We start from the raw sequence: 22,487 nt of genomic DNA on the forward strand, positions 1-22,487 counted from the left end.
TGGCATTGCCGTGCACTGGCATCGTTCAACGCATGCTTGGTGCGCGTGATCTTCCTGCAGCGAATCCTTCGGGACTGTCCGCCGAGACAGCCGCGCTGGTTGCTCAGCTGCTCCGGCGGCTGCAAGACCAGGAACAGCAGCTGGCCGAGCATGGCCGTGTCCTTGCGCAACGCGACCAGGCGCTTGCCGAGCGCGACGCGCTGCTGCAGCGCAAGGACCGCGAGATCGCACTGCGCGAGGCCAAGATCGAGAAGATCACCTTCGAGCTGGCCAGGCTCAAGCGCTGGAAGTTCGGCGCCAAGTCCGAGGCCATGAACGCCGAGCAGCGCCGCCTGTTCGAGGAGACGCTGGCCGAGGACGAGGCGGGCCTGCGCGAGCAGCTCGAGCGGCTTCGGCGTGAAGCCGCCGCGGCCGCAGCCGGCGCAGCCGCCTCGGACACAACGACCAAGGCGCCCCCGCGCCGGCCGCGCCGCAACCCGTTCCCCGATCACTTGCGCCGTGTCGAACACCACCACGAGCCCGAGCGCACCGACTGCCTGGAGCCCGGCTGCGGGCGCCCGATGACACGCATCGGCCAAGAGGTCAGCGAGCGCTTGGACATCGTGCCGGCCGAGTTCTTCGTGCACCGCCACATCTATGGCAAGTGGGCCTGCCGCTGCTGCCAGGTGCTGCGCCAGGCGCCCAGCGTGGCAGAGGTCATCGAAGGCGGTATCGCTGCCAGCGGCTTCGTCGCGCACACGCTGATCAGCCGCTTCGTGGACCACATGCCGTACTACCGGCAAGCGACCATCAACGCCCGCAGCGGCGTGCACACACCGCGCTCGACGCTGGCGTCCATCACCGGCCAGGCCGGTGCGGCGCTGGAGCCGCTGCACGAGGCGCACAGGCGCTTCATCCTCAGCTGCGCGGTGCTGCACGCCGATGAGACCCCAGTGGCCCTGCTGGACCCGGGCGCGGGCAAGACGCGACGAGCCTACGTCTGGGCCTACGCCAGAAGCTGGCACGACAAGGTGCCTGGTGTGATCTACGAGTTCTGCCCGGGACGCGGGGCCCAGTACCCGTTGGCATTCTTGGGAGGCCAGAATCGACACGGCAAGCGATGGTCGGGCACGTTGCTGAGCGACCGCTACAGCGCCTACGAGACCGTGGTCGATCCGCGGCTGTATCCGGACCGCTTGGGCGCAGCCTGCGCCGCGCACGAAGCACTGCGGGCACGCCGTGTCGACGATCTCTGAAGACGTCCAGGAAACCTGCTTGCAGCGGCTGACGGCGACGATGCAGTTCACCGAGGGCGTGCCGCCAGACCTCGTCGAGCGGATGATCACAAAGTTCTGCGTTGACCACCCCGAGCGCTACCTGCTGGCATTTGTGTACGCTACCTCGGCGAGCACGACCTGCTGCGCGTGCGGACTGACGCCGAGAAGTTCTTGCTGCAGGCTGCCCTCAACCTTGTGGAGTGCGTTGCCTACGTCGGAGCGCAGTTGCAGTCCAAGTGACCCGCGTGCGGCCGGTCAAGATGGGGTGACTGGACGCTCACGATCATCGCGGGCAACGGGCAAGTCATGGACGGGCGGATCGCGCAGTCGATGTCGACGACCGATCTCGTGAACTGGAACCTGGAGCCGAGCCGCTCCAAGCTCAACGAAATCGAGGTGCCGAACATGGTCGCTGTCGATGGACGACTGCTCGCGTTCACAGGGCAGAGCACCACAAAGCTCACCCTCCACCGCACCGTGCGCTAAGGCGCCGCGGGTAAGACGCGAGGCTTCCCCCCAAGGGGCTGCCCAAACCCCTTTGAGCCAACAAGCTCGCCGATGACAGCGAGCCCGCCTCGCCATAAAGCACCCGCCGGCTAACGCCAACAATGGACATTCGACAACGCACGGACCGGAGACCATGACACCAGAATTCGCAAAGCGCCTGGGAGCGTTTGCAGATCCAGCGCGGGGAAAACTGCTCGCAGCATCGTTGCTGTTCATCGGCCTTGCCTATGCCATTTTCGGTTCTGGTGCAAACCGTGCCGCAGTGTAGGCTACCCGCTTTGTGCACCATGGGCAGGTCGATGGCGAAGAAGGTTCAAAGCATGGACGAACTGTTCAAGGGCCGGCATTTCGAGCGAGAGATCATCGTGCTGTGTGTTCGCTGGTACCTGCGGTTCAAACTCAGCCTACGCGACCTGGTGGAGATGATGTCCGAGCGAGGTCTCTCGATCGCCCACACAACGATCATGCGGTGGGTGCAGCGCTTCGTGCCCGAATTTGTCAAACGATGGAGTCGATTCGCCGGACAGGTCGGCCGGTCGTGGCGCGTCGACGAGAACTACGTGAAGATTCGCGGCCAGTGACGTTACTTGTATTGCGCGGTAGATCGGGCAGGCAAAACGGTCGATTTCAGACTCAGCGCCAAGCGCGACGTCGCTGCGGCGAAGGCCTTCTTCGGCAAGGCGGTCAAAAGTCAGGGCGTGCCGCAATCCATCACGTTGGATGGCTACGCCGCATCGCACCGAGCGGTGCGCGAGATGAAGGCGGACGGGCAGCTGCCCGAGGGCCTGAAGCGCCGGTCCTCCAAGTATTTGAACAATCAGATCGAGCAGGACCACCGAGGCGTGAAGCTCCGTGTCGGTCCGATGCTCGGCTTCAAGCGGTTCAAGACTGCGGCCATCACGATCGCGGGAATTGAGCTGCTGCGCAAGATTCACAAGGGCCAGTTCGATCTCAGCGAGCGGCGTCTCAAAGACCGCAGTGCGCCTGCGATCTGGAATGCAGTGTTGGCAGCTCTGTAAATCGCAGGAAGTTGCGCGCGGGCGTTGCTTGACGTTCGGTTTGCACCAGAACCCGGAATGGGACGCGACCTGCCAGAGCGATGTTCTCAGCCACTTGCAATCCTTTCAACCTCATGGACGAATCGATCTGTGCGATCAAATGCCACCCCGTGCGCGCACCGTGGCAGCACCAAGACTTCCGCATCGGGAATCGACCGGGCCAGGGCAACCGAGGTTTCCTCGGGTTGGAATGAAGCGTCCTGCAATCCGTGCATCAGCAGCACTGGTACGCGGATCTGCTGCAGACGCTCGGAGGGGACCACCGCGAGATCGAGGAAATGCTTGCGGGTGCCATCGAACATGCGCTTGAAGTAATCGCCGTAACCGGGACGGCTCCAGATGGCCGCTCGCGCCTCCAGCCATTCGTCCGTGACCAGCGAGGCATCGAAGGATTGCCTGAGCGCCTGCCGTCGCATCTCCTCCACGCTGTTCGGCCAGGTCCAGCCGAGGGCGCCTGGAGGCACATCCATCACAGTGCCAGTGGTTCCGGTGGTGACGACGGCCTTCACGCCGGGGTTGCGGGACGCCACATCCAGCACGATGGAGCCCGACAGGGAATGTCCCACCAGCGTGGCACCGGGGCCCGCGTACGCTAGCAGGAACTCCGCCTGCCTTGCCCACATCGACATGTCAAACAGGGGGCCGTCCGTTCTGAAGCCGGACAAGCCGAAACCTACGAGGTCCGCCGCAATGACCCGGAAGGAGCGGGCGAGCAGGGGCAACGCCCGTCCGAAGTTGGTGATTGTGTAGGCACCTGCTCCCGATCCATGCAGCAGGACGATGGCCGGGCCGCTGCCCGCTTCCCAGCACCGGATGGTCGTGCCTTCGAAAGGCAGGTCGAAGTTGCGGAAGCCTTTCATGTCTCAGACTCCGATGCGCACACTCTGCGGGGCACCGTGGCGCGTGAAAGCACCTGCCTGCGGAAGAATGGGGTAGGTCGGGGCGGCCAGGTCCATGAGGCGGCCATCCTTGATGATCGAATTGATGTTGCCGCTGTCCTGCAACACACGGATGTCCGTGAGGGGATTCTTCTTCCAGAGCACAAGGTCGGCCAGCATGCCGGCCTCCACCGTGCCGACCTTGCCATCGAGCCCGATCACCTGCGCGTTGTCGCAGGTAGCGGCACGGATGGCCTGCAGTGCCGAGATGCCGACGAGATCCACCAGAAGCTCCAGTTCTTTCGCATGCCAGCGGCCATGTTCGAAGGCAGATGCGTTGCCGGAGTCACTGCCAACCATGAGCTTGATGCCCATGCCGATTGCCTTGCGGATCATCTCCACGCTCAGGTCTAGCTGGCGCTGCAGCCGCTCACGGTCGGCCGGGGACACGCCACATTCCCTGGCGTACTCGATGCCGACCCACGGGGCGGTCAGCACGGGCATGAGCGGCACACCATGTTCCACCATGGCGCGCAGGTCGTCCTCCGTGGCCAGGTCCGCGTGGAAAATCCAGTCGACACCTGCCTTTGCAGCGGCCCGCGTCGACGCAGCGCCCCGGGCATGGATGCAGACGCGCACGTCCCTCCGATGGGCTTCCTGCACGATGCCCTCCAGGATCGACGGATCCAGGGTCTGGATATCGCCCCAGAAAGAGTCAGCCACTTTAATCATGTCGACCCCGCGTGCGGCCTGACGCCGGACCTGGGCCGTCGCTTCCTCCGCCGTGTTGCACACCACGCCGGCGGAGTCCGGTGGTTCCTGCTCCAGGTCGGACCGCGTGTTGAAGATGCCGCCCGACGTAGTGATGGCTCGTCCCGCGGCAAAGATCCTGGGACCCTCGATGAAGCCCGTTGTGACGGCGTCGCGCACGGCGACGTCGATGAACCACTTTCCTCCGGGGACCGAGATGCCTGTCCAGCCGGAACGCAGCACGCGGCTCGCGGCGTGGGCCGCCCACAAGGCACCGAACTCGGCGCCGGTGCGGTGGGACACCCCCGGAACGGCCCCCTGGTGGAGAGAGATATGGCAGTGACCATCGATCAGCCCCGGCAGCAAGAAACTACCAGTACCGTCAATCTCGGTGGCGGTGCCGATTCCAGCCGTGGCGCCCTGGGACTGCACGAGCACCTGCTCTATGCGGTTGCCGCGCACACGCACCTCGGCCGCCTTGAACGGCGCGTTACCCGTTCCATCAATAACCGTGGCGTTGCGCACGACCACCAAGGCTTCTTCGTTCTTCTCCATGCTCAGTGACTTTCAGGAAATGTTAGACGTGCCGCAGGACGCGGCTGAGGAAAGACTTCGTTCGCTCGTTCCGGGGACTTCCGAAGATTTGCTCAGGCGAACCTTGTTCGAGGATCTCGCCTTGGTGAAGGAAACACACCCGGCTTGCAACCTCGCGGGCGAAATCCATCTCATGCGTTACAACGAGCATCGTCATGCCCTCCCTGGCGAGGGTCTTCATGACCTCCAGCACCTCGCCCACCAGCTCCGGATCCAGGGCCGACGTGGGCTCGTCAAAGAGGATCAGCTTGGGGCGCATCGCGAGCGACCGTGCGATGGCCACACGCTGCTGTTGCCCTCCGGACAGGTGTGCAGGGTAGGACTGCATCTTGGTCGCGAGGCCCACCTGCGCGAGGTACTGCTCCGCAGTCCGGCGCGCCGTGTCCCTCGTGAGGCGTTCGGTCGCCACTGGACCCAGCATCACGTTTTCCAGTGCCGTCATGTGCGGGAAGAGATTGAAGCGCTGGAACACCATGCCGATCTCGCATCGGCGGGCCCGCATCTGGTTCTCGGGCAATGGATGGAACTTGCCGCTCGACACGGTGCCCAGAGGCTGCGAGTCGACCGTGATCATCCCTTCGTCGGGTGTTTCCAGCAGATTCACGCAGCGCAGCAGTGTTGTCTTGCCTGATCCGCTGGCGCCGATCAGTACCACGACCTCTCCTGCCTCGACGGTCAGGTCGATGCCATTGAGCACCGTGAGGTCTCCGAAGCGCTTGCAAAGGCCTTTCACCGAAACCATGGGTTCTGCCATTCAAACTCCCTTGGACATACGAATCTCGATCCGCTGCGCGGCGCGAGAGATGAGGACGCAGATCACGAAATACTGCACGCCGAGGAAGGTGTACAGCTCGATGGGCCGGAATGTCGTGGTAGAGAGTACCTGCGCCTGGTACGTCATGTCCTGCACGCCAAGCACGGAAACCAGCGAGGAGAACTTCAGTAGCGTTACGATCTCGTTCACCAGCGGAGGAAGCATGGTCCGGATCGCCTGCGGCAGGATGACCATGCGCAAGCTCTGGACATAGGTCAGGCCGATGGTCTTGGCCGCTTCCACCTGCCCCTTGTCCACTCCCTGAATGCCTGCCCGCACGATCTCCGCGATGTACGCGCCGGCCCCAGCGGAGAGGGCAATAATGCAGGCCCAGAGGGCTGTGAGATTGATACCGGTGAGGATTGGCAGGCAGTAGTAGAACCAGACCAGCTGCACCAGGCCGGGCGTATTGCGGAACACGCTGATGTAGGCCATCGCGATCCACCGCAGGGCGGAGTTCTTCGACAGGCGCATGATGCCGATCAACAGCCCCAGCACCATGCCGATCACGAGCGAACCCAGTGTGATCGCGATGGTCAGGTACAGGCCGTGCGCGAGGAACGGCCAGTTGTCGGTGATGACAGACAGCTTGAAGTCCATGCGGCGGCAGGCTCAGTGCGAAGCCGCGAGCTTCTGACGGGCACGCATGGAAACTGCCGCCAGGATCTTCTCCGCCACACGCTTGATTTCATCGAAGCCCTCGTTCTTCTGGAAGGTCTTGACATCCATGAAACGGCGCTTGTTGATCTCGATCATGATGCTCTCTGCGCGGCCACTGGGATCGCCATAGCGGCGGTTCAACTCTCCGCCCTTATAGGGAAAGTTCATGGAGCAGGTGTATCCCGCTTCCTTGATGACCGACTCGACGAACTCGAGGAACTCCGTGGAGCTTGAGGTCCCGTCCAGGTTTCCGAGGCAGAAGTCCATTCGCTCCTTGCCGTGGTCTGGATGGGTGGGGGCGCCTATCGCCGACATGCAATGGCAGCTGAGCTGGTAGGCAAATCCATACGACTGCGTGAAGCGGTCGAGCGCGGATTTCAGTTCTTTGTGGTAAGGGCGATGGAACCTGTCGAGGCGCGACATGAGCTCATCAACGGTGAGCTTACGCTCGTGCATGGGTTCGCCGTAGCGCGACTTCGACTTCAACAGGCCGAGGCCGCGCTTGGAGACGGTGGGTTCGAAGGGAACCGGTGGCGTTCCCTCGATAAGTTCGGGGTCGACATCGAGTTCGTTGCGGTTCGCATCGACGTACGTGTTGGGGAAAAGCGCTTGGAGAAAGGTGGCTCCGTAGGTCGGGGCAGCATCCCAGATCTCCTCCACGTACATCGACACGTTGTCGTGCAAGGCCGTGAAGGGGACCGGAGAACGGAAGTCGATGGGATAGAGCCGACCGCTGCGGGAAACGTCCACGAGAACGGGAACCGGGGGGACGATGGGGTCGCGGCGAAGGTAGATTTCTTTTTCGATGGTCATGGTTCGAATGGGCTGTGTTTCTTCAGTTCAGGTGGCGGAAAGGGGCGGTGCAGAAGTGGGCATACGCGAGCGGGTCTTCGGTGTATCCGGCATGTCCCACACCCGCGATCACGCTCAGCGCTACATCGAGGTCGGCGGCAATGGCCTGGCCCTCCGCGAGGGGCACGATCCGGTCCCTGTCGGCGGCTACGTAGGAAACCGGGATGGACCGGCCCGACAGCAGGGACACTAGATTGGCACGCGCGTAGAGCGACGAGGCCGTGCGGAGACCGGAGGGGGTGAGCCTTGCCATCTGTTCCTTCACGTTTCCAACCGCCGCTACAGGGGCGTCGACGGCACATAGGCCCGCGGCGCGCTTTTCTGCATATGCGGCAGGGCCATCGGCCTCCAGGTCGCGCACCCGTTGGGTGAACGATGGTTTCCAGGCTTGTGGATCCGCGACGTCGAAGCCCCGGGGGCTGGAGCTCAATACCAGTGCCTTTACACGCTGGGGATGGTGGTGGACCAAAGCCGCTGCCAATACACCCCCCAATGAATGCCCCACCACATGGACCGCGTCGAGTGCGAGCGCATGCAGTACCGCATCCACGTTGTCCGCCAGCTGCTGGGGCGTCGGAAACTCGGACGCGAAAGCCGCGCTTTCGCCGTAACCCGGCATATTCAGCGCGATGGTGCTGAAGCCGGCCAGATGCAAGTGCGGCTCGACCGCTTCGAACGAGCGTGCACTTCCTCCCAACCCATGCAACAGCAATACGGGCCGCTGACCGGGCCTCGACATGCGGACCACGTTGCCCAGAACTTCCTTTTCTTCAATCTCGAACACGGAGTGCCTTTCAGTTGATGAGCTCGTTGGGGACCTGGTATTTCGCCATCAGCACTTTGAGCGAGCCGTCGGCTTTCTTCCGAGCGAGGAACTGGTCGACCCAGGCAACGAATGCGGTGTCGTCCTTGACGAGGGGGATCGCCAGTTCCGCCGCCGCGAACTCGGAGTTGGGCAGGATCACGACGTCGGAGCGTTCCTCGACGGCGCGCCGTAGTGCCTCGCTGCTGTTGGCCCACGCGTCCACTCGGCCGCCCAACAGTGCCGCGAGGCTGTCCGTCTGGTTGCGTACGCGCTGGATTTCGGCCTTCTTGAACACATTCGTTACGTACAGGTCGATGTTCGATCCCAGCGTCGTGGACACCTTGAGGTCGGACTGGTCCATGGCTTGCCAATTCGCCCATTTCTGGGCGTTCTTGGACAACACCGCCAAGTTCACGGGCGACTTCAGGAACGGTTTGGAGAAGCTCACTACCTGCAGGCGCGGGGGGGTGATCGCGAGAGGGATGGAGATATCGAACTTCTTCGCCTGCAAGCCTGCCGGGAGGGTTGCCGCCGAGTCTTCGATGGCTTCGAACTTGACGCCAAGTTCCTTGGCCATCTCTTGGACCAGATCGACCGCGTAGCCACCGACCGTGTTGGTCTGAGGATCTCGGTACGAGGTGGGATAGTTCACTGTCCACCCGAGGCGAAGCGTCCCTCGTTTGAGCACTTCGTTGATGGTCGGGGAGTTCTTGGGGGGCTGCTGTGCATGGGCAGTGAAGGCAGCCACCGACAGTGCCAGACAGCCAAACAACGCGACAGCGGACTTAGAAATCTTCATGGATCGAACCTTTCGAAAGAAGTGCGGGGGCGTTGAACTTCCGCGGCTCTGGCGTGAGGCGCCGGCAGTGGCTAGAGGCTTTCAACGACCCGAAGAATCGCACAGTTTTCGAAAAAAATTGAAATATCCAAATGATTTTGTCGGATGATCACTGTAAGCGTCCTCCTGGATGTGGAAATTGATCAGTTGATTTTCGAAAAAAAGTGACGCACAATCCACTCATGAGCATCATCGACACGTTCTTGCCGGTGGCTGGTACCAGTAACCAGACCCTGGCCACCCGGGTATACGAACGGCTTCGGGATGACATCGTTTTCGGGGTTCTTCCGCCGGGGTATCGGTTGCGGCTGGAGATGCTGACGAATCGCTACTCGGCGGGCATGACGCCGATTCGCGAAGCGCTTTACCGCCTGTCCGCTTCGATGCTGGTGTCCATGGAGGACCGACGGGGATTCACGGTGGCGTCCGTGTCGGCAGAGCATTTCCGCGAGGTGTCCGCCACCCGTATCGAGATCGAGACGGCACTGTTGCGGCGAGCTTTCGAGGATGCGGACGCGGGCTGGTCCCAGCGTGTGCGAGAAGCCTACGACCAGTTGATCAAGGTGGCGCAGAACAAGCCTATGCAGGGCCTGTATACCGCGCAATGGGAAATGGCCCACCGGCAGTTCCATGAGGCGCTGTGCGGTCCTGCACGCCTGCACATGCTCAAGGACTTCGAGCAGACGATCTGGGATCACGCTGCCCGTTATCGAAATCTCACGCGTGCGCGCAGCTCAAACGAACTCGAGATTTTTCGCGGTCATGGCGCGCTGGTCGACGCGGTGGTCCAGCAGGACGCGGAGCTGGGATGCGTGGTGCTGCGCCGCCATATAGATCTGGCAAGCGCGCCGATGCTCGAACGGCTGAAGACTCATCTTGCGTCTCTGCAAGAGGAACCCGACGCAGCCTCCTGAGCGGAGGCTGCAATCCCCACGTCAACTGACGGACATCCCATAAAAAAATGCGAGTTGCTACCTTTTCTAAGGGCCGAGACAGGTTTGTCGGCACTGTTTCCCCCGATGGCACGGCCATCATCCCTTTCATCCTCTCCTCCGACCAGGCTCGAAGGGGCGCGCTTGCCCTCATCGACCCGATCCATGGGGGGGGCGATATGCCCCGGGCCACAGGGGAGTCCATCCCGCTGTCGTCGGTTCGGCTGGAGGCTCCCATTCCTCTGCCTCGCCGCAACATCTTCTGCGTCGGACGCAACTACCATGCCCATGCAAAAGAACTCAGGACCACCGTGTTCAAGGACAACGCAGCCGACCCCGAGTCCTGGCCTATTGTTTTTTCGAAGGTGCCGGAGTGCGTGGTCGGGCCCTCCGACGATGTGCGGCTTCCTGGCGAGGTGTCGCAGCAGATCGACTACGAGGCGGAGCTCTGCGTGGTGATCGGAAACGGCGGTAGTAACATTTCGCGCCATGAGGCGATGTCGCATGTCTACGGCTATACGGTCGTCAATGACGTCACGGCGCGGGACGTGCAGATGCGCCACCAGCAGTGGGACCTCGGCAAGTCCTTCGATACCTTCTGTCCCATGGGGCCGTGGATCGTCACGGCTGACGAACTGGATGGGCAGAACACGCGTGTTCGCTGCTGGGTCAACGGGGAGCTTCGCCAGGACGGCCGTACGAGCGATCTCATTTTCGACATCCCGACGTTGATCGAAACCTGCTCTAGAGGCATCACCTTGTACCCTGGAGACCTGATTGCTACAGGCACGCCTTCTGGCGTGGGCATGGGGTTGTCCCCTCCGCGTTTTCTGCAATCCGGCGACCGTGTGCGTATCGAGGTCGATGGACTCGGCTCCATAGAGAACCGCTTCCGCTAGCAAGCGGTGAAGACAACGCAAGTTAGGGCGGATGAGGCAGGCTCGTCGCGCCATTCCCCGCTCTAATGCTTGCCGTTTGCGCAGGCCGTTGAGGCCGACAATCGACGCTAGCCAGGGCGAGACTGCGCTAGCGACTTATCGGGGTAAGTCGCTAGACCACTTGGAATTGTGCGGAGTTCAAGCTGTGTTCGGAAATACTGCGGGCAACGCTACACCACCCGCCGATCCGCAAATGGCAACGGCAGGAGCGACAAATCCGCGACTTCATTGTTCGAGCCCATCTCCGACGGGATGGGCAGTTTGCGCGTCGCGGCCGGAAGATCGAGCGGGCCCTTGCGGCACCCCGCGCGAGGCGGCCTATGAAGCGCATCCAAACGCCTCTGACTACTGGGCTACGGAGTCGTTGTCGTCCGGACTCGATTCACAATTATGTTCAATGGGGTAAGCACAGGATCGCAGGCAACGAGACGGGTTGGACGGACGAGCAAGGCTGTAGACGCCCGAGGACGCTCCTCTTGGTAGGCGTGGGGCTCCGCAAACCTCGACTGAAAGGCCGGATCAAGTTGCTTGTGCATAGCAAATGCGCTACGATCGCTCCAATGAAGACAGCCCAGTTGCCACCTGTCCGGGTAGAACCCGCAGTCCGTCAAGAGATCGAGAGCGTGTTGCGGCAGGGCGAGACGCTCTCGCAATTTGTCGAGACCGCTGCGATTCAGGCCGCGCAATGGCGCCGGTCGCAGCAGGAATTTCTAGCGCGCGGTCGGGCCTCCTTGGAGCGCGCCAGCGCGAGTGGGAAATACTATTCCGCGCAGGAGGCGCTGGACGCGATGCAGGCTCGCCTCGATGCACGCATGTCGGCGCTTGCTCGGGACAAAGGGGCGAAGGCCGCTCGTCCGTGAACTACAGCGTCACCTTGACGCACGAGGCGCTCGAGGACCTTATGCGTCTGGAGGACTTCCTTGTGGAGACAGCACTAGCGCACGGAGACTTCGATCTCCCCACTCGGGCCATCGCCGCGATCCGTCGGGAGTTTCGAGTTCTTGAGACCAACCCGTTCACGTGCCGAATTGCGGACACTGACCGATTCGAACGGGAATTGGTCATTCCATTTGGGGCGTCGGGGTACGTGGCGCTGTTTCGTATCCTGGACGAGGGGCATGTCACCATTGCAGCCATTCGACACCAACGCGAGGACGACTACCACTGATGCGTGCTCGAGATCACCGCGAATGAGATGGGACGAAAGATCTTGGGCGAGCAGACGTGCCGAGTTCTAACAACTCAGCCGGCAAGAGGTCACCGACGATCAGGGCGGGTTATCGCAAGTTGGCCGACGGCAGCCCCGCGCAAAATGTCGCCGCCGGCCTGCCGAGGACGGGGCGAACGAGGTCAATTCAACATCGGCACCTTGGCCTCCTGAATGACCTTCTCCCAACGCACAGCCTCGCTGAGCATGAACTCCCGTGATTGGGCCACGTCATACTTCGTCGGCGTGAATCGAACCTTGGCGAAAGCTTCACGAACTTCGAGTTTCTCCAGCACCTTGAGGCACGCCGCATTGAGCTGCGTCACGATCTCCGGCGGCGTGCGAGCCGGCACCAGAAGCATTCCCCAGGACACGACGCCATAGCCGGGAACGACTTCCGCCACTGCTGGCAACTCCGGAAAGTCGGGGGACCGCTTGGGACTGGTGATCGCCAGTGCGCGCACGGACCCGCTCTTGATGTGCTGCTCGACTTCGGTGATGTTGCCGATCAAGAGTTGGATGCGTCCCGCCAGCAAGTCCGTGATCAGTTGGGATGAGTTGTAGGGCACGTGCACAAGGTCGAGGCCTGCCTTGTTGGCCAGCATCTCTCCCGCCAGATGCAGGTTGCTGCCGGGCCCGTACGAGCCGTACGACACCTTCCCGGGATTCGCTTTTGCATAGGCGATGAACTCCGCCAATGTGCGGGCAGGAACATCCTTGTGCACCACGACCACGTTAGGCAGCGTCGCGAGCAGCGCGACCGGGGTCAGGTCTTCCAGTGGCTTGTAGCCGAGCTTCAGCAGGTGCAAGCTGACCGCCTGCGCACTGCTGGCGGTGAGCAGAACCGTATATCCGTCGGGCGTAGCGCGGGCCGCCGCCTCTCCGCCGATATGGCCGGTCGCCCCCGTGCGGTTTTCGACCACCACCGGTTGCTTAAGTTCCGTCGACAGCCCGCTCGCAAGCACGCGTGCGAGGATGTCCACCGCCCCGCCGACCGCGAACGGCACAATCATCTTGATGGGCCGGTCGGGGTAGTGACCCTGCGCCCATGCGAGGGTGGGTAGCAAAGCGCTGGCGACGCCAAGGCGCAGGCAATCGCGCCGGTTGTAGTGGTTCATGTTGTCTCCTTGTGCTGTTTGGGAATCGGTGTTGGGTCGTCGCTTCTCACCGCAGCAGCTGCCAACCGCCATCGACGCTGAACTCGGCGCCGGTGATGTAGCTCGCGTCGTCGGAGACGAGAAAGCAGATCAGTTGCGCAACGTCCTCCGGTCTGCCGGGTCCGCCCAGCGGCATGCGCTGCAACGATTGCTGCGCCGCCTCGCCTTCGGCCGGGCCGCGCTGCTTCAGTTGCGCCGCGATGTTGTCCAGCATGCGCGTGGCGATCATCCCTGGATGCACGGAATTGCAACGGATGCGCTTGCTGTCCTGGCTGCCGTAGAGCGCCACCGACTTGGTCAGCTGGGTGACTGCGCCCTTGCTCGCGCCATAGGCGACACCCTGGAGCGTTGGGTAGTACGCGCCGACGGACGCGACATTGACGATCGCGCCGCCACCGTGCTCGCGCATCGCTGCCATCGCTTCGCGGCAACCCAGGAAGGTGCCGTCCAGATTGACCGACAGCACCCGACGCCATTCCGAGAGCGTGGTCAACTCCAGCGTTCCCACCGACACGTCGCCCTCGATGCCGGCTGCGTTGACGAGGATGTCAAGCTTCCCATGGCGCTCGACGATGGACTGCACCGCCCGTCGCCACGCGATTTCGCTCGCGACGTCCAGCTCGACGAACTGTCCGCCCAGTTCCCGGGCCAGGGTTTCGCCGCCAACACCGGCGAGGTCGCCGATGGCGACGCATGCCCCTTGCGACGCCAGGCGGCGCGCGGTTGCGGCCCCGATGCCGTTCGCACCACCGGAAATCAGCGCGACCCTGCCCGACATTGCGGTCATCGGGCGTCGAGCCGGCGCACCGGGTCGCTGCCGTCCCAACCTACCGAAGCGTGCGCGATCTCGTCGAAGAACTTCTTCTTCGCTGACGTGAGGCAGGACAGCTCGATGACCGTGCCGGGATGGGCTTCCTGTTCGAAGTAGACGATGCGGCCGGTGGCGTCGACGGTCGCCCCGGACATGCCGATCGTGAACCCGGAGGCCAGCGCCCGTTCCAGCGTCGTTTCGAAGCGGGACTCATCCGCCCAGAAGGCGATGTGCTGCAAGCCTTCGCGGCCGGAGGCCAGGAAATCGCGGTACATAGATGGTGCGTCATTGCGCTGCTGGATCAGTTCGATCTGCATGCCGCCACATTGGGCGAACGCAGCGCTGATCCAAAGATCGGAAGGCTCCCCCCGAACACGGAAATCCAGTAACCTTGGGCGCTCCCAATGGAAGAACGGGCCGATGTGCATGACCTCGGTCCAATGCTTCATCGCCAATTCGAGATCGCGTACGACATACCCCATCTGTCGTACTGGACCGAACAAGGTGCTCATCTCATCTCCTGTTGTTGTCTGCTCGAATAGGGCGGGCCTGTGGCTTCAAGCAACCTGAAGTACAAGCTTGCCGAAGTGCTTGCCGGACCGCATGTAGTCCTGTGCTTCGCCAGCGCCATCCAGCGGAAAAACCTTGTCGACCACGGGCTTCAACGTTCCGGCCTGCAAGGCGGGCAGCATGACATCGGCGGCGCGACGGGCAACCTCGGCGTGCTCCTCGATCGTTCGAGTGCGGAACGTGACACCCACCAGCTTGATGCGCTTGCGGGAATGTTCGTCCAGGTCCAGTTCGCCGATCCACTTTCCGAGCCGTCCGACGTTGACGATGCGACACTTGACCGCTGCGCACCGGATGTCGCCAGGCAGGCTGTCGCCGCCGATGTTCTCGATCACCACATCTGCGCCGCGCCCGCAGGTGGCTTCCATCACGGCCTCCGCGAAGTCACGGGAATTGCTGTCGATGCCGTGCTGCAATCCCAGTGCGATGAGGCGCTCCAGCTTGGCCGGAGAACCCGACGTGCCGATCACGAGCCCGGCGCCCAGCAGGCGGGCGAGCTGGACGGCGGCAATGCCTACGCCTGAGCTGGCCGCCTGCACGAGCACCGTCTCGCCCGCCGTGAATTCGCCATTGGTGACAAGGGCGTCATGGGCGGTCATGAACACTGCGGAAGTGGCTGCAGCTTCAGCCCACGACAGGGAGTCCGGCACCCTCATCACGAGCGAGTGGTGGATGCAGCAATATTCTGCGTAGGAACCGCTGGCCGCGCCCATGACACGCGTGCCGATCGCCATTCCACGCACCGCGCTGCCCACTTCGACCACCTCGCCCGCCATTTCGAGGCCGGCGATGGCTGCAGCCGAGTCACTTGCACTGCCGAAATGCTTCGGTGCCCGATACAGATCGGCAAAGTTGACACCGGAGCATTGCACGCGAACCAGCAGTTCCTCAGGACCTGGCACCGGGCGCGGGAGCTCGCGCATGACCAACTCGGGCTTGCCTTCGACGGTCTCGATGCAGACGGCTTTCATTCCTTGCTTTCTGGGTAAATGACCATGGATCGAGTCTAGGAGGCGGTGCGTCGCGGCGCCATGCGCCGTGGGCGATGACGCCATCGTCGAGGGTGATTGCGGATGCCGCCGCAGTCGCGCCTGGGGTCCAATCGGCAGATCACAGGGAGACCCATGGCTACACCCGACATCGACCTGCATCTGCTGCGCTGCCTCGAAGTGCTCATCGCGGAGCGTCATGTGACCCGCGCGGCTGACAAGCTGGGAATGAGCCAGTCCGGGATGAGCACCGCCCTGGCCCGGCTGCGCGGCGTCTTCGACGATCCAATCCTCGTGCGCACCCCGCACGGCATGCAGCTCTCGGAGCATGCGCCCGAGATTGCCGGGGCCGTGCGGCGCGCACTCAACGAGATCGATCGGGCCGTCGCCCGACGCGGCCCCTTCGAGCCGGAAACCTCGTCGATGACGTTCACGATCATGGCCAGCGACTACTTCGGCCTGACCATCCTGCCGTTGCTGATCGAGCGCCTGCGCAACGTCGCTCCGAACGTGACCCTGACGATCGTCGCGCCACAACCCCAGCGCTTGCGGGAGGCCCTCGCCAACAGCGAGGTCGATCTCGTGGTGGGCTTTTTCCACGACGTCTCCGAAGGCCTGTACCAGACCATCGTCGTGCGCGAACCCCTCGTGTGCGTGGTGCGGGCCGGCCATCCCACGATCGACGGCTCGATCACGGCCGCCCAATACGCCGCCGCGGACCACATCTACTATGGCTCGCCGCCCGTCTTCGTGTCGTCCATCGAGGTCATGCTCGAGCGGGTGCTTCCTCCCCTGGGCATCGAGCGGCGCAGTTGCGCGCATGTGCCGACGCTGTCCATGATGCCGGGAGTCATCGCTCGCACCGACCTGGTCGGCACCATGCCGGGCCGTGTGCCCGGCAGCATGGTGCAGGCAGCGGCATTGCAAATACTTCCTCTGCCATTCGAGCTGCCGGAGCTGCCCGTCCATGCGATCTGGCACGAGCGCATGCAAGACAACGGCGCGCATCGCTGGCTGCGAGGTCTGGTGCAGGAAATCGGGAAGGCGCTCTGATAACGCTCCTGTTAGCGCTCAGCCAAGGAGTTCGCCAAGCCGCCGACTTGCAATGTCTCGCGCTTGCAGCACGATCCGCTCGATGAGCTCCCGCACCCTCGGCACGTCATGGATAAGTCCAGCCACCATGCCGCAGCTCCAGGCACCCGCATCCATGTCGCCGTGCAGCATCACCTTGGGATAGACGCCCGCCACCTGGTCGAAGATGTCCGCGATCTGCAAGGCCGCGCCTTTTTCCTTCTCGATCTGCGAGATTCGACCCACCCCGGCGTTGTCGAGAACCCGCTCCGTGTTTCGAAGCTGACGCATGATCAGCCGGGTATCGAGCTCGCTGGCCGCAATGATCGCCTGCTTGACCCTGTCGTGAACAGGTGCCTCCTGCGTCACCATGAAGCGGGTCCCCATGTTGATGCCATCGGCGCCCAAGGCGAGCGCGGCGACCAGGCTGCGGCCGTCCGCCATGCCGCCCGAGGCAAGAAAGGGAACGCTCAACGTCTCGGCCGCGCGTGGCAAAAGGATGAGCCCCGGCACGTCGTCCTCGCCCGGATGACCGCCGCATTCGAAACCATCGATGCTGACGGCATCACAGCCGATGGCCTGCGCCTTCAGCGCGTGTCGGACCGAGGTGCACTTGTGAATGACCGTGATGCCGAGCGTCTTGAACCGTGGCATGTACGCCTCGGGGTTGCGGCCGGCGGTCTCGACGACGCGCACCCCGCTCGCGTGGATCGCCTCGATGTATTCGGCATAGGGCGGATCGGAGAATGCGGGAAGGAAGGTAAGGTTGACCCCCAGCGGGCGGTCCGTCAGCTCCCTGGCGCGGGCAATCTCGCGGGCTAGCAATTCCGGTGTCTTCTGCGTCAGGGCGGTAATGACCCCCAGCCCGCCAGCGTCCGACACGGCCGCCGCCAATGGCGCCATGCCGACGAAGTGCATGCCTCCTTGCATGATGGGATAGTCGATCCCCAACAGCCGCGTAATTCGCGTGTGCATGGCCCGCGGTGCCTTCATGCTGCAGCCGGGATCCGGACTTCAGCAGGCGCCGGGTACTGCCGCGGCGCAGCCGACACCCCCAGCATCTCGCGCGCTTGTGCGGGCGTGGCGATCTCCCGACCTAGCGATCGCGCGATGCGTACCGTTCGCTCGACCAACCGGGCATTTGAGTCGGCCATCACGCCTTCGCTTGCATACAGATTGGTCTCGAGACCGACCATCGCGTGCATGCCCATCAGCGTCGACATCGTGAGCATGGGAAGGTCGTGCCTTCCTACCGCCATGACGAAGGCATTGGACGGCTGGGGTGCGTCGCGGACGAAATCAAGCAGTGCGGCGGGCGTGGCCAGGGCGCCCGACGTCATGCCGAGGAAGAAAATGAAGTTGTAGGGCGGCTCCACCAGGCCCTTCCGGATGAGGTTGTCCACCATGCTCCAGTGCCCTGTGTGGAACATCGCCATCGTGATGCCGATGCCTCTGTCCTTCATCATGCGCGCGCGCAGTTCCGTTTCCCCGACAGTGACCGGCAGAAGATCGTCGATCATCTCGTCCTGGTCTCGCCCGTGCAGCGGCGGCATGCGCTTGCGAAGCCTAGTTGACACCGTGAAGGGGCCCATGTCGATGTCGGAAACCTCGGGGAGCGCATCGAGAGACGACACGCGTTCGTCCAGGGTGAGCCCGCAGCCTCCGCCCGAAGTGTTGTCGATGATCAGGTCGGGGCAGCGGCTGCGCACCAGGTGGTTGATCTTCTCGTAGTCTTCTCGGCGCCGCGATGCGTTGGCATACCCGCTCTCGGGGTCTCGACCATGGATGTGAACCATGGTCGCGCCAGCCTCGTAGCAGCGCACGCATTCCTCGGCCTGTTCCTCGGGTGTCTCCGGAAGTGCCGGATTGACCTCCTTGCCCTGGATGCCGCCGGTGATGGCCGCGCTGATCATCAGCGGCGGCATCTTGCTCGTGCCGGCGCGTTTGAGGTATTCACGGGAGCTGGAATAGTCGTAGAGCATGAGTGCTTTCCTTATTTGCGGCGGATCTGATAGCCGCTGGTTTCACGATCCCACGTGGTTGGCGTGATGCCCTGCTGCCGAAGACGGTATTTCTCGACCCGATGAGTCGGTGTCTTCGGCAGTTCCGTGGGGAAATCTACATACCTGGGCACGGCAAAGTAAGCCAGCCGATGTTCCAGATGCTGGACCAACTCGAGCGCGGCGAGTACATGCCCCGGCTTTAGGATTACAGCCACCATCACGTCGTCCTCGCCAACGTTGGATGGGACGGCAAATGCAGCCGACTCGAGCACCGAGGGATGGTCGTTGACGGCCAGCTCGACCTCATAGGCCGAGATGTTCTCGCCGCGTCGACGTATGGAATCCTTCTTGCGATCCTTGTAGTAGAAGTAACCGTCGCCGTCGCGAGACCCGAGATCGCCGGTATGAAACCAGAGATTGCGGTAGACCTGCAGGGTCTCCTCCGGCATCTTGTAGTAGGCCAGCATCATGATTCCCGCCAAGGTCGGGCGTATGACGAATTCGCCGATCGTGCCGTCGGCGACCGGCTGGTCGTCTGCGTCGAAGACACGCATCTCGTAGCCCCAGGCTGCCTTGCCGATCGAGCCAATGCGAACGTCGTCGATGGGATTGCAAGTGACCGCGCAATCCTCGGTCTGGCCATAGCACTCGAGCAGGCGGACGCCGAAACGGGTCTCGAATTCGCGCCACTGCTCAGGCGGCGCCGCAGCGCCCATGGCCAGCCGCACGCGGTGGCCTTGGTCGCGGGAAGAAGGCGCCTGCTTCATAAGGATCGGGATCATCCCGCCGATGTAGTTGAACTGGGTGGCGTCGAACATCCGAAGACGATCCCAGAATCCCGACGCCGTGAAGTGGGTGTCGAAGATCGCAGTGTTCGCTCGCACCAGCGCGGCCATGGCAGTCAGCGCCTGCGCATTGGCGTGAAAGAGCGGCAGGCAGGTGTAGAGCCGCTCGTGGGCTGCCACATCACGCAAGGTGCAACTGCGCTCCCCGAACCACCAAAAGTAGTTGTGGGACAGCAGGGCCCCCTTGGAGGGGCCGGTCGTTCCCGAGGTGAATATGATCGCCAGCGGGTCCTGCGGATCAATCTCGCGTTCGATGGGGGATGCCACGTCCAGTTCCAAGTCCATGAAGGGCATGAGCCTGAAGGGGAGTCCTTCGGATGCGCAGAGCGAGTCCGAGGTGGCCACGACGGTCCTTAGCTTGGTCAGTTCGGGCGCGACGGCCCGGACCTGGTCGAGAAACTCGACCGCGGCCACCAGGACCTCGGAATCCGAGTGGTTCAGGATGTGCTTAAGCAATTGCCCCCGCAGGCTCGTGTTGACAGGGACCTCCACGGCGCCGATGCGTGCACAAGCGAACCAGGTGACCAGGAATTCCGCGCAGTTCGGCAGCATGATCGCCACCTTGGCGCCTTTGGAGATGCCGAGAGCGATCAGGCCTTGGGCAACCCTGTCGACCCGTGCGTCGAAGGCACCGTAGGTCCATTTGCTGTCGGGAAAGACGGCGAAATCACGGTCCGGATGGGTGGCGGCGGCACGTCTGAGAATCTGTCCGACCGTGCGCTCTGCCGGGGGTGGCCACGATTGATGGGTGGGGTTCATTGCGGATGGCTGGTTGGCATGGACCCAGTCTAGGAACCGCTGCGACGACGCGCAATTTGGATGCGCCGATGACGGTATTCGGCGCGGCGATGGCCTTCGCTCCGCGCCGCATCCCTGGGCGTGGTGGCAAGGAGGCATCGACATCGTGTCGTCGGCTGGATAGCATGGGCGATGACCCCCATCCCGTTCCAATTGCACGTTCCCGACGCCGACATCAGCGAGCTGCGCACGCGTCTGGCACGGGCACGCTTTCCCGACCAGGCGCCCGGCGAGCCTTGGGCCTACGGCACCGACCTCGCCTGGATGCGCAAGCTCACCGACTACTGGCTCCACCAATTCGACTGGCGCGCACAGGAGGCGCAGCTGAACGCGTTGCCGCTGTTCAGCGTCCCACTGTCGGGCATCGATCTGCGCTTCCTGCATGTGCCGGGTGTCGGCCCGAATCCAATGCCCCTCTTGCTGTCACACGGTTGGCCAGGCTCCTTGTTCGAGTTCATGGAACTGATTCCCCGTGTGACGGATCCCCAGCGCCACGGCGGCGACGCGGCCGACGCCTTCACGGTGGTGGCTCCCAGCCTGCCGGGCTACGGCTTGTCCTTTGCGGCAGGGCAGCCGCGCTTTTCCGTCGAGCAGATCGCCGATACCTTCGCCGCGCTGATGAGCGAGACGCTCGGGTATCGACGCTTCGCCACACAGGGAGGGGACTGGGGCGCATCGATCTCGGCGCGGCTGGGCCTGGCGCATGCGGAAAAGACGATCGGTGTGCATCTGAATCTGCTTCCGTTGCGGCGCGATCCCGCCGCGGTGATCGATGACGATGCCACCGGGCAGCAATACCGAGCGGATCCAAGCATTGGCTCGATGAAGAGACCGGCTACAGCACGCAGCAGGGAACGCGACCGCAGACGCTGGCTTTCGCGCTGACCGATTGGCGGCATGGATCGTGGAGAAGTTCCGCGCCTGGTCGGACTGCAAAGGCGACATCGAGTCCGTCTTTTCCATGGACGAGATCCTTGCCAACGTTTCGCTGTATTGGTTCACCGGGGCCATCGGCTCGTCTTTCTGGCCCTACTACGCGCGTCAGCACGACGCATGGCCCATTCCCGACGGCCGAACCGTCGATGTGCCGATGGGCTACTGCGAGTTCCCCAAAGAGATCGTACGGCCGCCCAGATCGCTCGCGCGGCGCACCTTCACCGACATTCGCCGGTGGAGCGTGATGCCGGCCGGCGGCCATTTCGCGGCGATGGAGCAACCCGATGCGTTGGTCGAGGAGATTCGCGCTTTCTACCGGCCCCTGCGGGGTCACTGAAAGCGGCTACCGCCTTGGTTCAGCTCCTAGACCTTGGGACCAACGTTTCTCGAGCCTCCTGAGCTTGTGCTCGGAGTCGAACGGCGATCATTTTGGCTGATGCTGATCGTGCCCACTCGTGCTGCACGCAGCCCGGGAGGGAGACCCACGCGCATGTCACCTCGGCTGAATGACAAATGGATGGAAAGTAGGGCAGTCAGTGGCACTCAGATGCACTTTCCGATCCCGAACTCGCGCATGCCCGCCGTCAAACATGGGATGCTGATTTCTTGGTGGCCGAGTGCGTTGCCCTTCGCGGCCAACGTGCGGGGGACAATTATGTTCACTGGGGTGCGGAGCCCAGTCGAAGGCTGTGGGAAGGGGCGGGGAGGGTGGGGGGTTTTGATGCATGGCGAGGGGGATTTGAGTTCCTATGCACTCTCCCTGCCCGAGAAAAAGCCCGCATGGCAGAGGAAGAAGAGGGCGCGGCGGTCTGGCGTGACCCTGCGACAAACTGTCATGGCTTTGGTTGATGTCCCGGGACGTGGTGTAAGTCTTCGATCACTCGCTGCACGGCAAGGCGCGTAGGGCGTAGCCCGAAGYGCCTTGCCGTGCAGCGGCCGCTCTCTTCGGGGTGGTCATCGTGAAGTCCGGATAAGTTTGAGGTGCGACCCACCAAACCTGTCCTYRAAGGAAATCACGATGACCAACCCAACTATGGCATTGGCCGAGCTCGCTGAGAAGGGAGCCGATGTCGACGTCCTGCGCCAGATGGTGCATGTATGGACCCGACGCCTTTTGCAAGCTTTCGCCAACGATGAGAACGGTCTGCACGCATGTATCCGGCTTGCTTGTGGGCGAAGTCGGCAACGCGCCCGCAGCCTCGATGAGATTCGCGCACT

Annotated in this window: 25 protein-coding genes and 1 pseudogene; 12 read left to right on the plus strand and 14 right to left on the minus strand. The window is 63.0% G+C overall.

The features are described 5' to 3' along the window. The first annotated feature begins 32 nt into the window (after positions 1-32). From tnpC to AC1D3B_RS25990, 4 genes and pseudogenes are all read left to right on the plus strand, one after another. Positions 33-1,235 carry an IS66 family transposase gene (tnpC, locus tag AC1D3B_RS25975; protein WP_478193541.1) on the plus strand — a complete coding sequence of 401 codons (1,203 nt, stop codon included), beginning with the start codon at positions 33-35 and terminating at the stop codon, positions 1,233-1,235. A 327-nt stretch (positions 1,236-1,562) separates the two neighbouring features. Continuing rightward, positions 1,563-1,742 carry a hypothetical protein gene (locus tag AC1D3B_RS25980; RefSeq protein WP_478193542.1) on the plus strand — a complete coding sequence of 60 codons (180 nt, stop codon included), beginning with the start codon at positions 1,563-1,565 and terminating at the stop codon, positions 1,740-1,742. Between the two features lie 154 nt (positions 1,743-1,896). After that, positions 1,897-2,031 carry a hypothetical protein gene (locus AC1D3B_RS25985; protein ID WP_478193543.1) on the plus strand — a complete coding sequence of 45 codons (135 nt, stop codon included), beginning with the start codon at positions 1,897-1,899 and terminating at the stop codon, positions 2,029-2,031. Positions 2,032-2,062: 31 nt separating this feature from the next. Next, positions 2,063-2,782: pseudogene (locus AC1D3B_RS25990) on the plus strand (IS6 family transposase). An 86-nt stretch (positions 2,783-2,868) separates the two neighbouring features. Here the strand turns inward: AC1D3B_RS25990 and AC1D3B_RS25995 are convergent. Genes AC1D3B_RS25995 through AC1D3B_RS26025 form a run of 7 tightly spaced genes read right to left on the minus strand, consistent with a single transcriptional unit; the run spans position 2,869 to position 8,973 of the window. After that, on the minus strand, positions 2,869-3,681 hold the full coding sequence (locus AC1D3B_RS25995; protein ID WP_478193544.1) for an alpha/beta fold hydrolase: 813 nt from the start codon (positions 3,679-3,681) through the stop codon (positions 2,869-2,871). A 3-nt stretch (positions 3,682-3,684) separates the two neighbouring features. Continuing rightward, positions 3,685-5,004: a metal-dependent hydrolase family protein gene (locus tag AC1D3B_RS26000; protein WP_478193545.1), complete on the minus strand. Its 1,320-nt coding sequence runs from the start codon at positions 5,002-5,004 to the stop codon at positions 3,685-3,687. A 22-nt stretch (positions 5,005-5,026) separates the two neighbouring features. Further along, positions 5,027-5,785, minus strand: a complete 759-nt coding sequence (locus AC1D3B_RS26005) for an amino acid ABC transporter ATP-binding protein (protein ID WP_478193576.1) — start codon at positions 5,783-5,785, stop codon at positions 5,027-5,029. Between the two features lie 12 nt (positions 5,786-5,797). Continuing rightward, the gene (locus AC1D3B_RS26010; protein ID WP_478193546.1) at positions 5,798-6,457 is read right to left on the minus strand and encodes an amino acid ABC transporter permease; all 660 of its coding nucleotides are present in this window, start codon (positions 6,455-6,457) and stop codon (positions 5,798-5,800) included. Positions 6,458-6,469: 12 nt separating this feature from the next. Continuing rightward, positions 6,470-7,330, minus strand: coding sequence for an N-formylglutamate amidohydrolase (locus AC1D3B_RS26015; RefSeq protein ID WP_478193547.1), 861 nt, complete (start codon positions 7,328-7,330; stop codon positions 6,470-6,472). Positions 7,331-7,352: 22 nt separating this feature from the next. Then, positions 7,353-8,153 carry an alpha/beta fold hydrolase gene (locus AC1D3B_RS26020; RefSeq protein WP_478193548.1) on the minus strand — a complete coding sequence of 267 codons (801 nt, stop codon included), beginning with the start codon at positions 8,151-8,153 and terminating at the stop codon, positions 7,353-7,355. Positions 8,154-8,163: 10 nt separating this feature from the next. Then, on the minus strand, positions 8,164-8,973 hold the full coding sequence (locus AC1D3B_RS26025; RefSeq protein WP_478193549.1) for a substrate-binding periplasmic protein: 810 nt from the start codon (positions 8,971-8,973) through the stop codon (positions 8,164-8,166). 221 nt (positions 8,974-9,194) lie between these two features. Between AC1D3B_RS26025 and AC1D3B_RS26030 the strand changes: the two genes are divergently transcribed. The 4 genes from AC1D3B_RS26030 to AC1D3B_RS26045 all read left to right on the plus strand — a co-directional run bounded on the left by AC1D3B_RS26030 (position 9,195) and on the right by AC1D3B_RS26045 (position 12,050). Further along, positions 9,195-9,926 (plus strand): GntR family transcriptional regulator, encoded by a 732-nt coding sequence (locus AC1D3B_RS26030; RefSeq protein WP_478193550.1) that lies wholly within the window; start codon positions 9,195-9,197, stop codon positions 9,924-9,926. A 47-nt stretch (positions 9,927-9,973) separates the two neighbouring features. Continuing rightward, positions 9,974-10,843, plus strand: a complete 870-nt coding sequence (locus tag AC1D3B_RS26035) for a fumarylacetoacetate hydrolase family protein (RefSeq protein ID WP_478193551.1) — start codon at positions 9,974-9,976, stop codon at positions 10,841-10,843. A gap of 599 nt (positions 10,844-11,442) precedes the next feature. Next, positions 11,443-11,742, plus strand: a complete 300-nt coding sequence (locus AC1D3B_RS26040; protein WP_478193552.1) for a YlcI/YnfO family protein — start codon at positions 11,443-11,445, stop codon at positions 11,740-11,742. Continuing rightward, positions 11,739-12,050 (plus strand): type II toxin-antitoxin system RelE/ParE family toxin, encoded by a 312-nt coding sequence (locus tag AC1D3B_RS26045; protein ID WP_478193553.1) that lies wholly within the window; start codon positions 11,739-11,741, stop codon positions 12,048-12,050. Before AC1D3B_RS26040 ends, AC1D3B_RS26045 begins: the two co-directional genes overlap by 4 nt. A 182-nt stretch (positions 12,051-12,232) precedes the next feature. Here AC1D3B_RS26045 and AC1D3B_RS26050 read toward each other — a convergent pair whose 3' ends face one another. The 4 genes from AC1D3B_RS26050 to AC1D3B_RS26065 are packed head-to-tail and all read right to left on the minus strand — an operon-like array spanning position 12,233 to position 15,598. Beyond that, positions 12,233-13,207: a Bug family tripartite tricarboxylate transporter substrate binding protein gene (locus tag AC1D3B_RS26050; RefSeq protein ID WP_478193554.1), complete on the minus strand. Its 975-nt coding sequence runs from the start codon at positions 13,205-13,207 to the stop codon at positions 12,233-12,235. A gap of 46 nt (positions 13,208-13,253) precedes the next feature. After that, positions 13,254-14,033, minus strand: coding sequence for an SDR family NAD(P)-dependent oxidoreductase (locus tag AC1D3B_RS26055; RefSeq protein ID WP_478193555.1), 780 nt, complete (start codon positions 14,031-14,033; stop codon positions 13,254-13,256). Continuing rightward, the gene (locus tag AC1D3B_RS26060) at positions 14,030-14,569 is read right to left on the minus strand and encodes a VOC family protein (RefSeq protein WP_478193556.1); all 540 of its coding nucleotides are present in this window, start codon (positions 14,567-14,569) and stop codon (positions 14,030-14,032) included. The genes AC1D3B_RS26055 and AC1D3B_RS26060 overlap by 4 nt, the downstream gene beginning before the upstream one ends. Positions 14,570-14,614: 45 nt before the next feature. Next, positions 14,615-15,598, minus strand: a complete 984-nt coding sequence (locus tag AC1D3B_RS26065; protein WP_478193557.1) for a zinc-binding dehydrogenase — start codon at positions 15,596-15,598, stop codon at positions 14,615-14,617. Positions 15,599-15,751: 153 nt separating this feature from the next. On the opposite strand from AC1D3B_RS26065, the gene AC1D3B_RS26070 reads away from it, so the two are divergent. Next, complete coding sequence (locus tag AC1D3B_RS26070) at positions 15,752-16,669, plus strand: LysR family transcriptional regulator (RefSeq protein WP_478193558.1); 918 nt, start codon at positions 15,752-15,754, stop codon at positions 16,667-16,669. An 18-nt stretch (positions 16,670-16,687) separates the two neighbouring features. On the opposite strand, the gene AC1D3B_RS26075 is transcribed toward AC1D3B_RS26070, so the two are convergent. The 3 genes from AC1D3B_RS26075 to AC1D3B_RS26085 are packed head-to-tail and all read right to left on the minus strand — an operon-like array spanning position 16,688 to position 20,294. Continuing rightward, entirely contained in the window at positions 16,688-17,662 is a 975-nt protein-coding gene (locus AC1D3B_RS26075; protein WP_478193559.1) for an NAD(P)H-dependent flavin oxidoreductase, read from the minus strand. 14 nt (positions 17,663-17,676) lie between these two features. After that, a complete protein-coding gene (locus AC1D3B_RS26080) occupies positions 17,677-18,669 on the minus strand; it encodes a beta-keto acid cleavage family enzyme (RefSeq protein WP_478193560.1) in 993 nt (330 codons plus the stop codon). An 11-nt stretch (positions 18,670-18,680) separates the two neighbouring features. Continuing rightward, the gene (locus tag AC1D3B_RS26085; RefSeq protein WP_478193561.1) at positions 18,681-20,294 is read right to left on the minus strand and encodes an AMP-binding protein; all 1,614 of its coding nucleotides are present in this window, start codon (positions 20,292-20,294) and stop codon (positions 18,681-18,683) included. Between the two features lie 171 nt (positions 20,295-20,465). Between AC1D3B_RS26085 and AC1D3B_RS26090 the strand changes: the two genes are divergently transcribed. The 3 genes from AC1D3B_RS26090 to AC1D3B_RS26100 all read left to right on the plus strand — a co-directional run. Further along, positions 20,466-21,218 carry an epoxide hydrolase family protein gene (locus AC1D3B_RS26090; protein ID WP_478193562.1) on the plus strand — a complete coding sequence of 251 codons (753 nt, stop codon included), beginning with the start codon at positions 20,466-20,468 and terminating at the stop codon, positions 21,216-21,218. Positions 21,219-21,237: 19 nt separating this feature from the next. Next, on the plus strand, positions 21,238-21,606 hold the full coding sequence (locus tag AC1D3B_RS26095; RefSeq protein WP_478193563.1) for an alpha/beta fold hydrolase: 369 nt from the start codon (positions 21,238-21,240) through the stop codon (positions 21,604-21,606). A gap of 681 nt (positions 21,607-22,287) precedes the next feature. Further along, positions 22,288-22,487, plus strand: a 200-nt coding sequence (locus AC1D3B_RS26100) for a hypothetical protein (RefSeq protein WP_478193564.1), incomplete at its 3' end; no start/stop codon positions are given.

This window comes from Variovorax sp. P5_A3, from assembly GCF_056400665.1.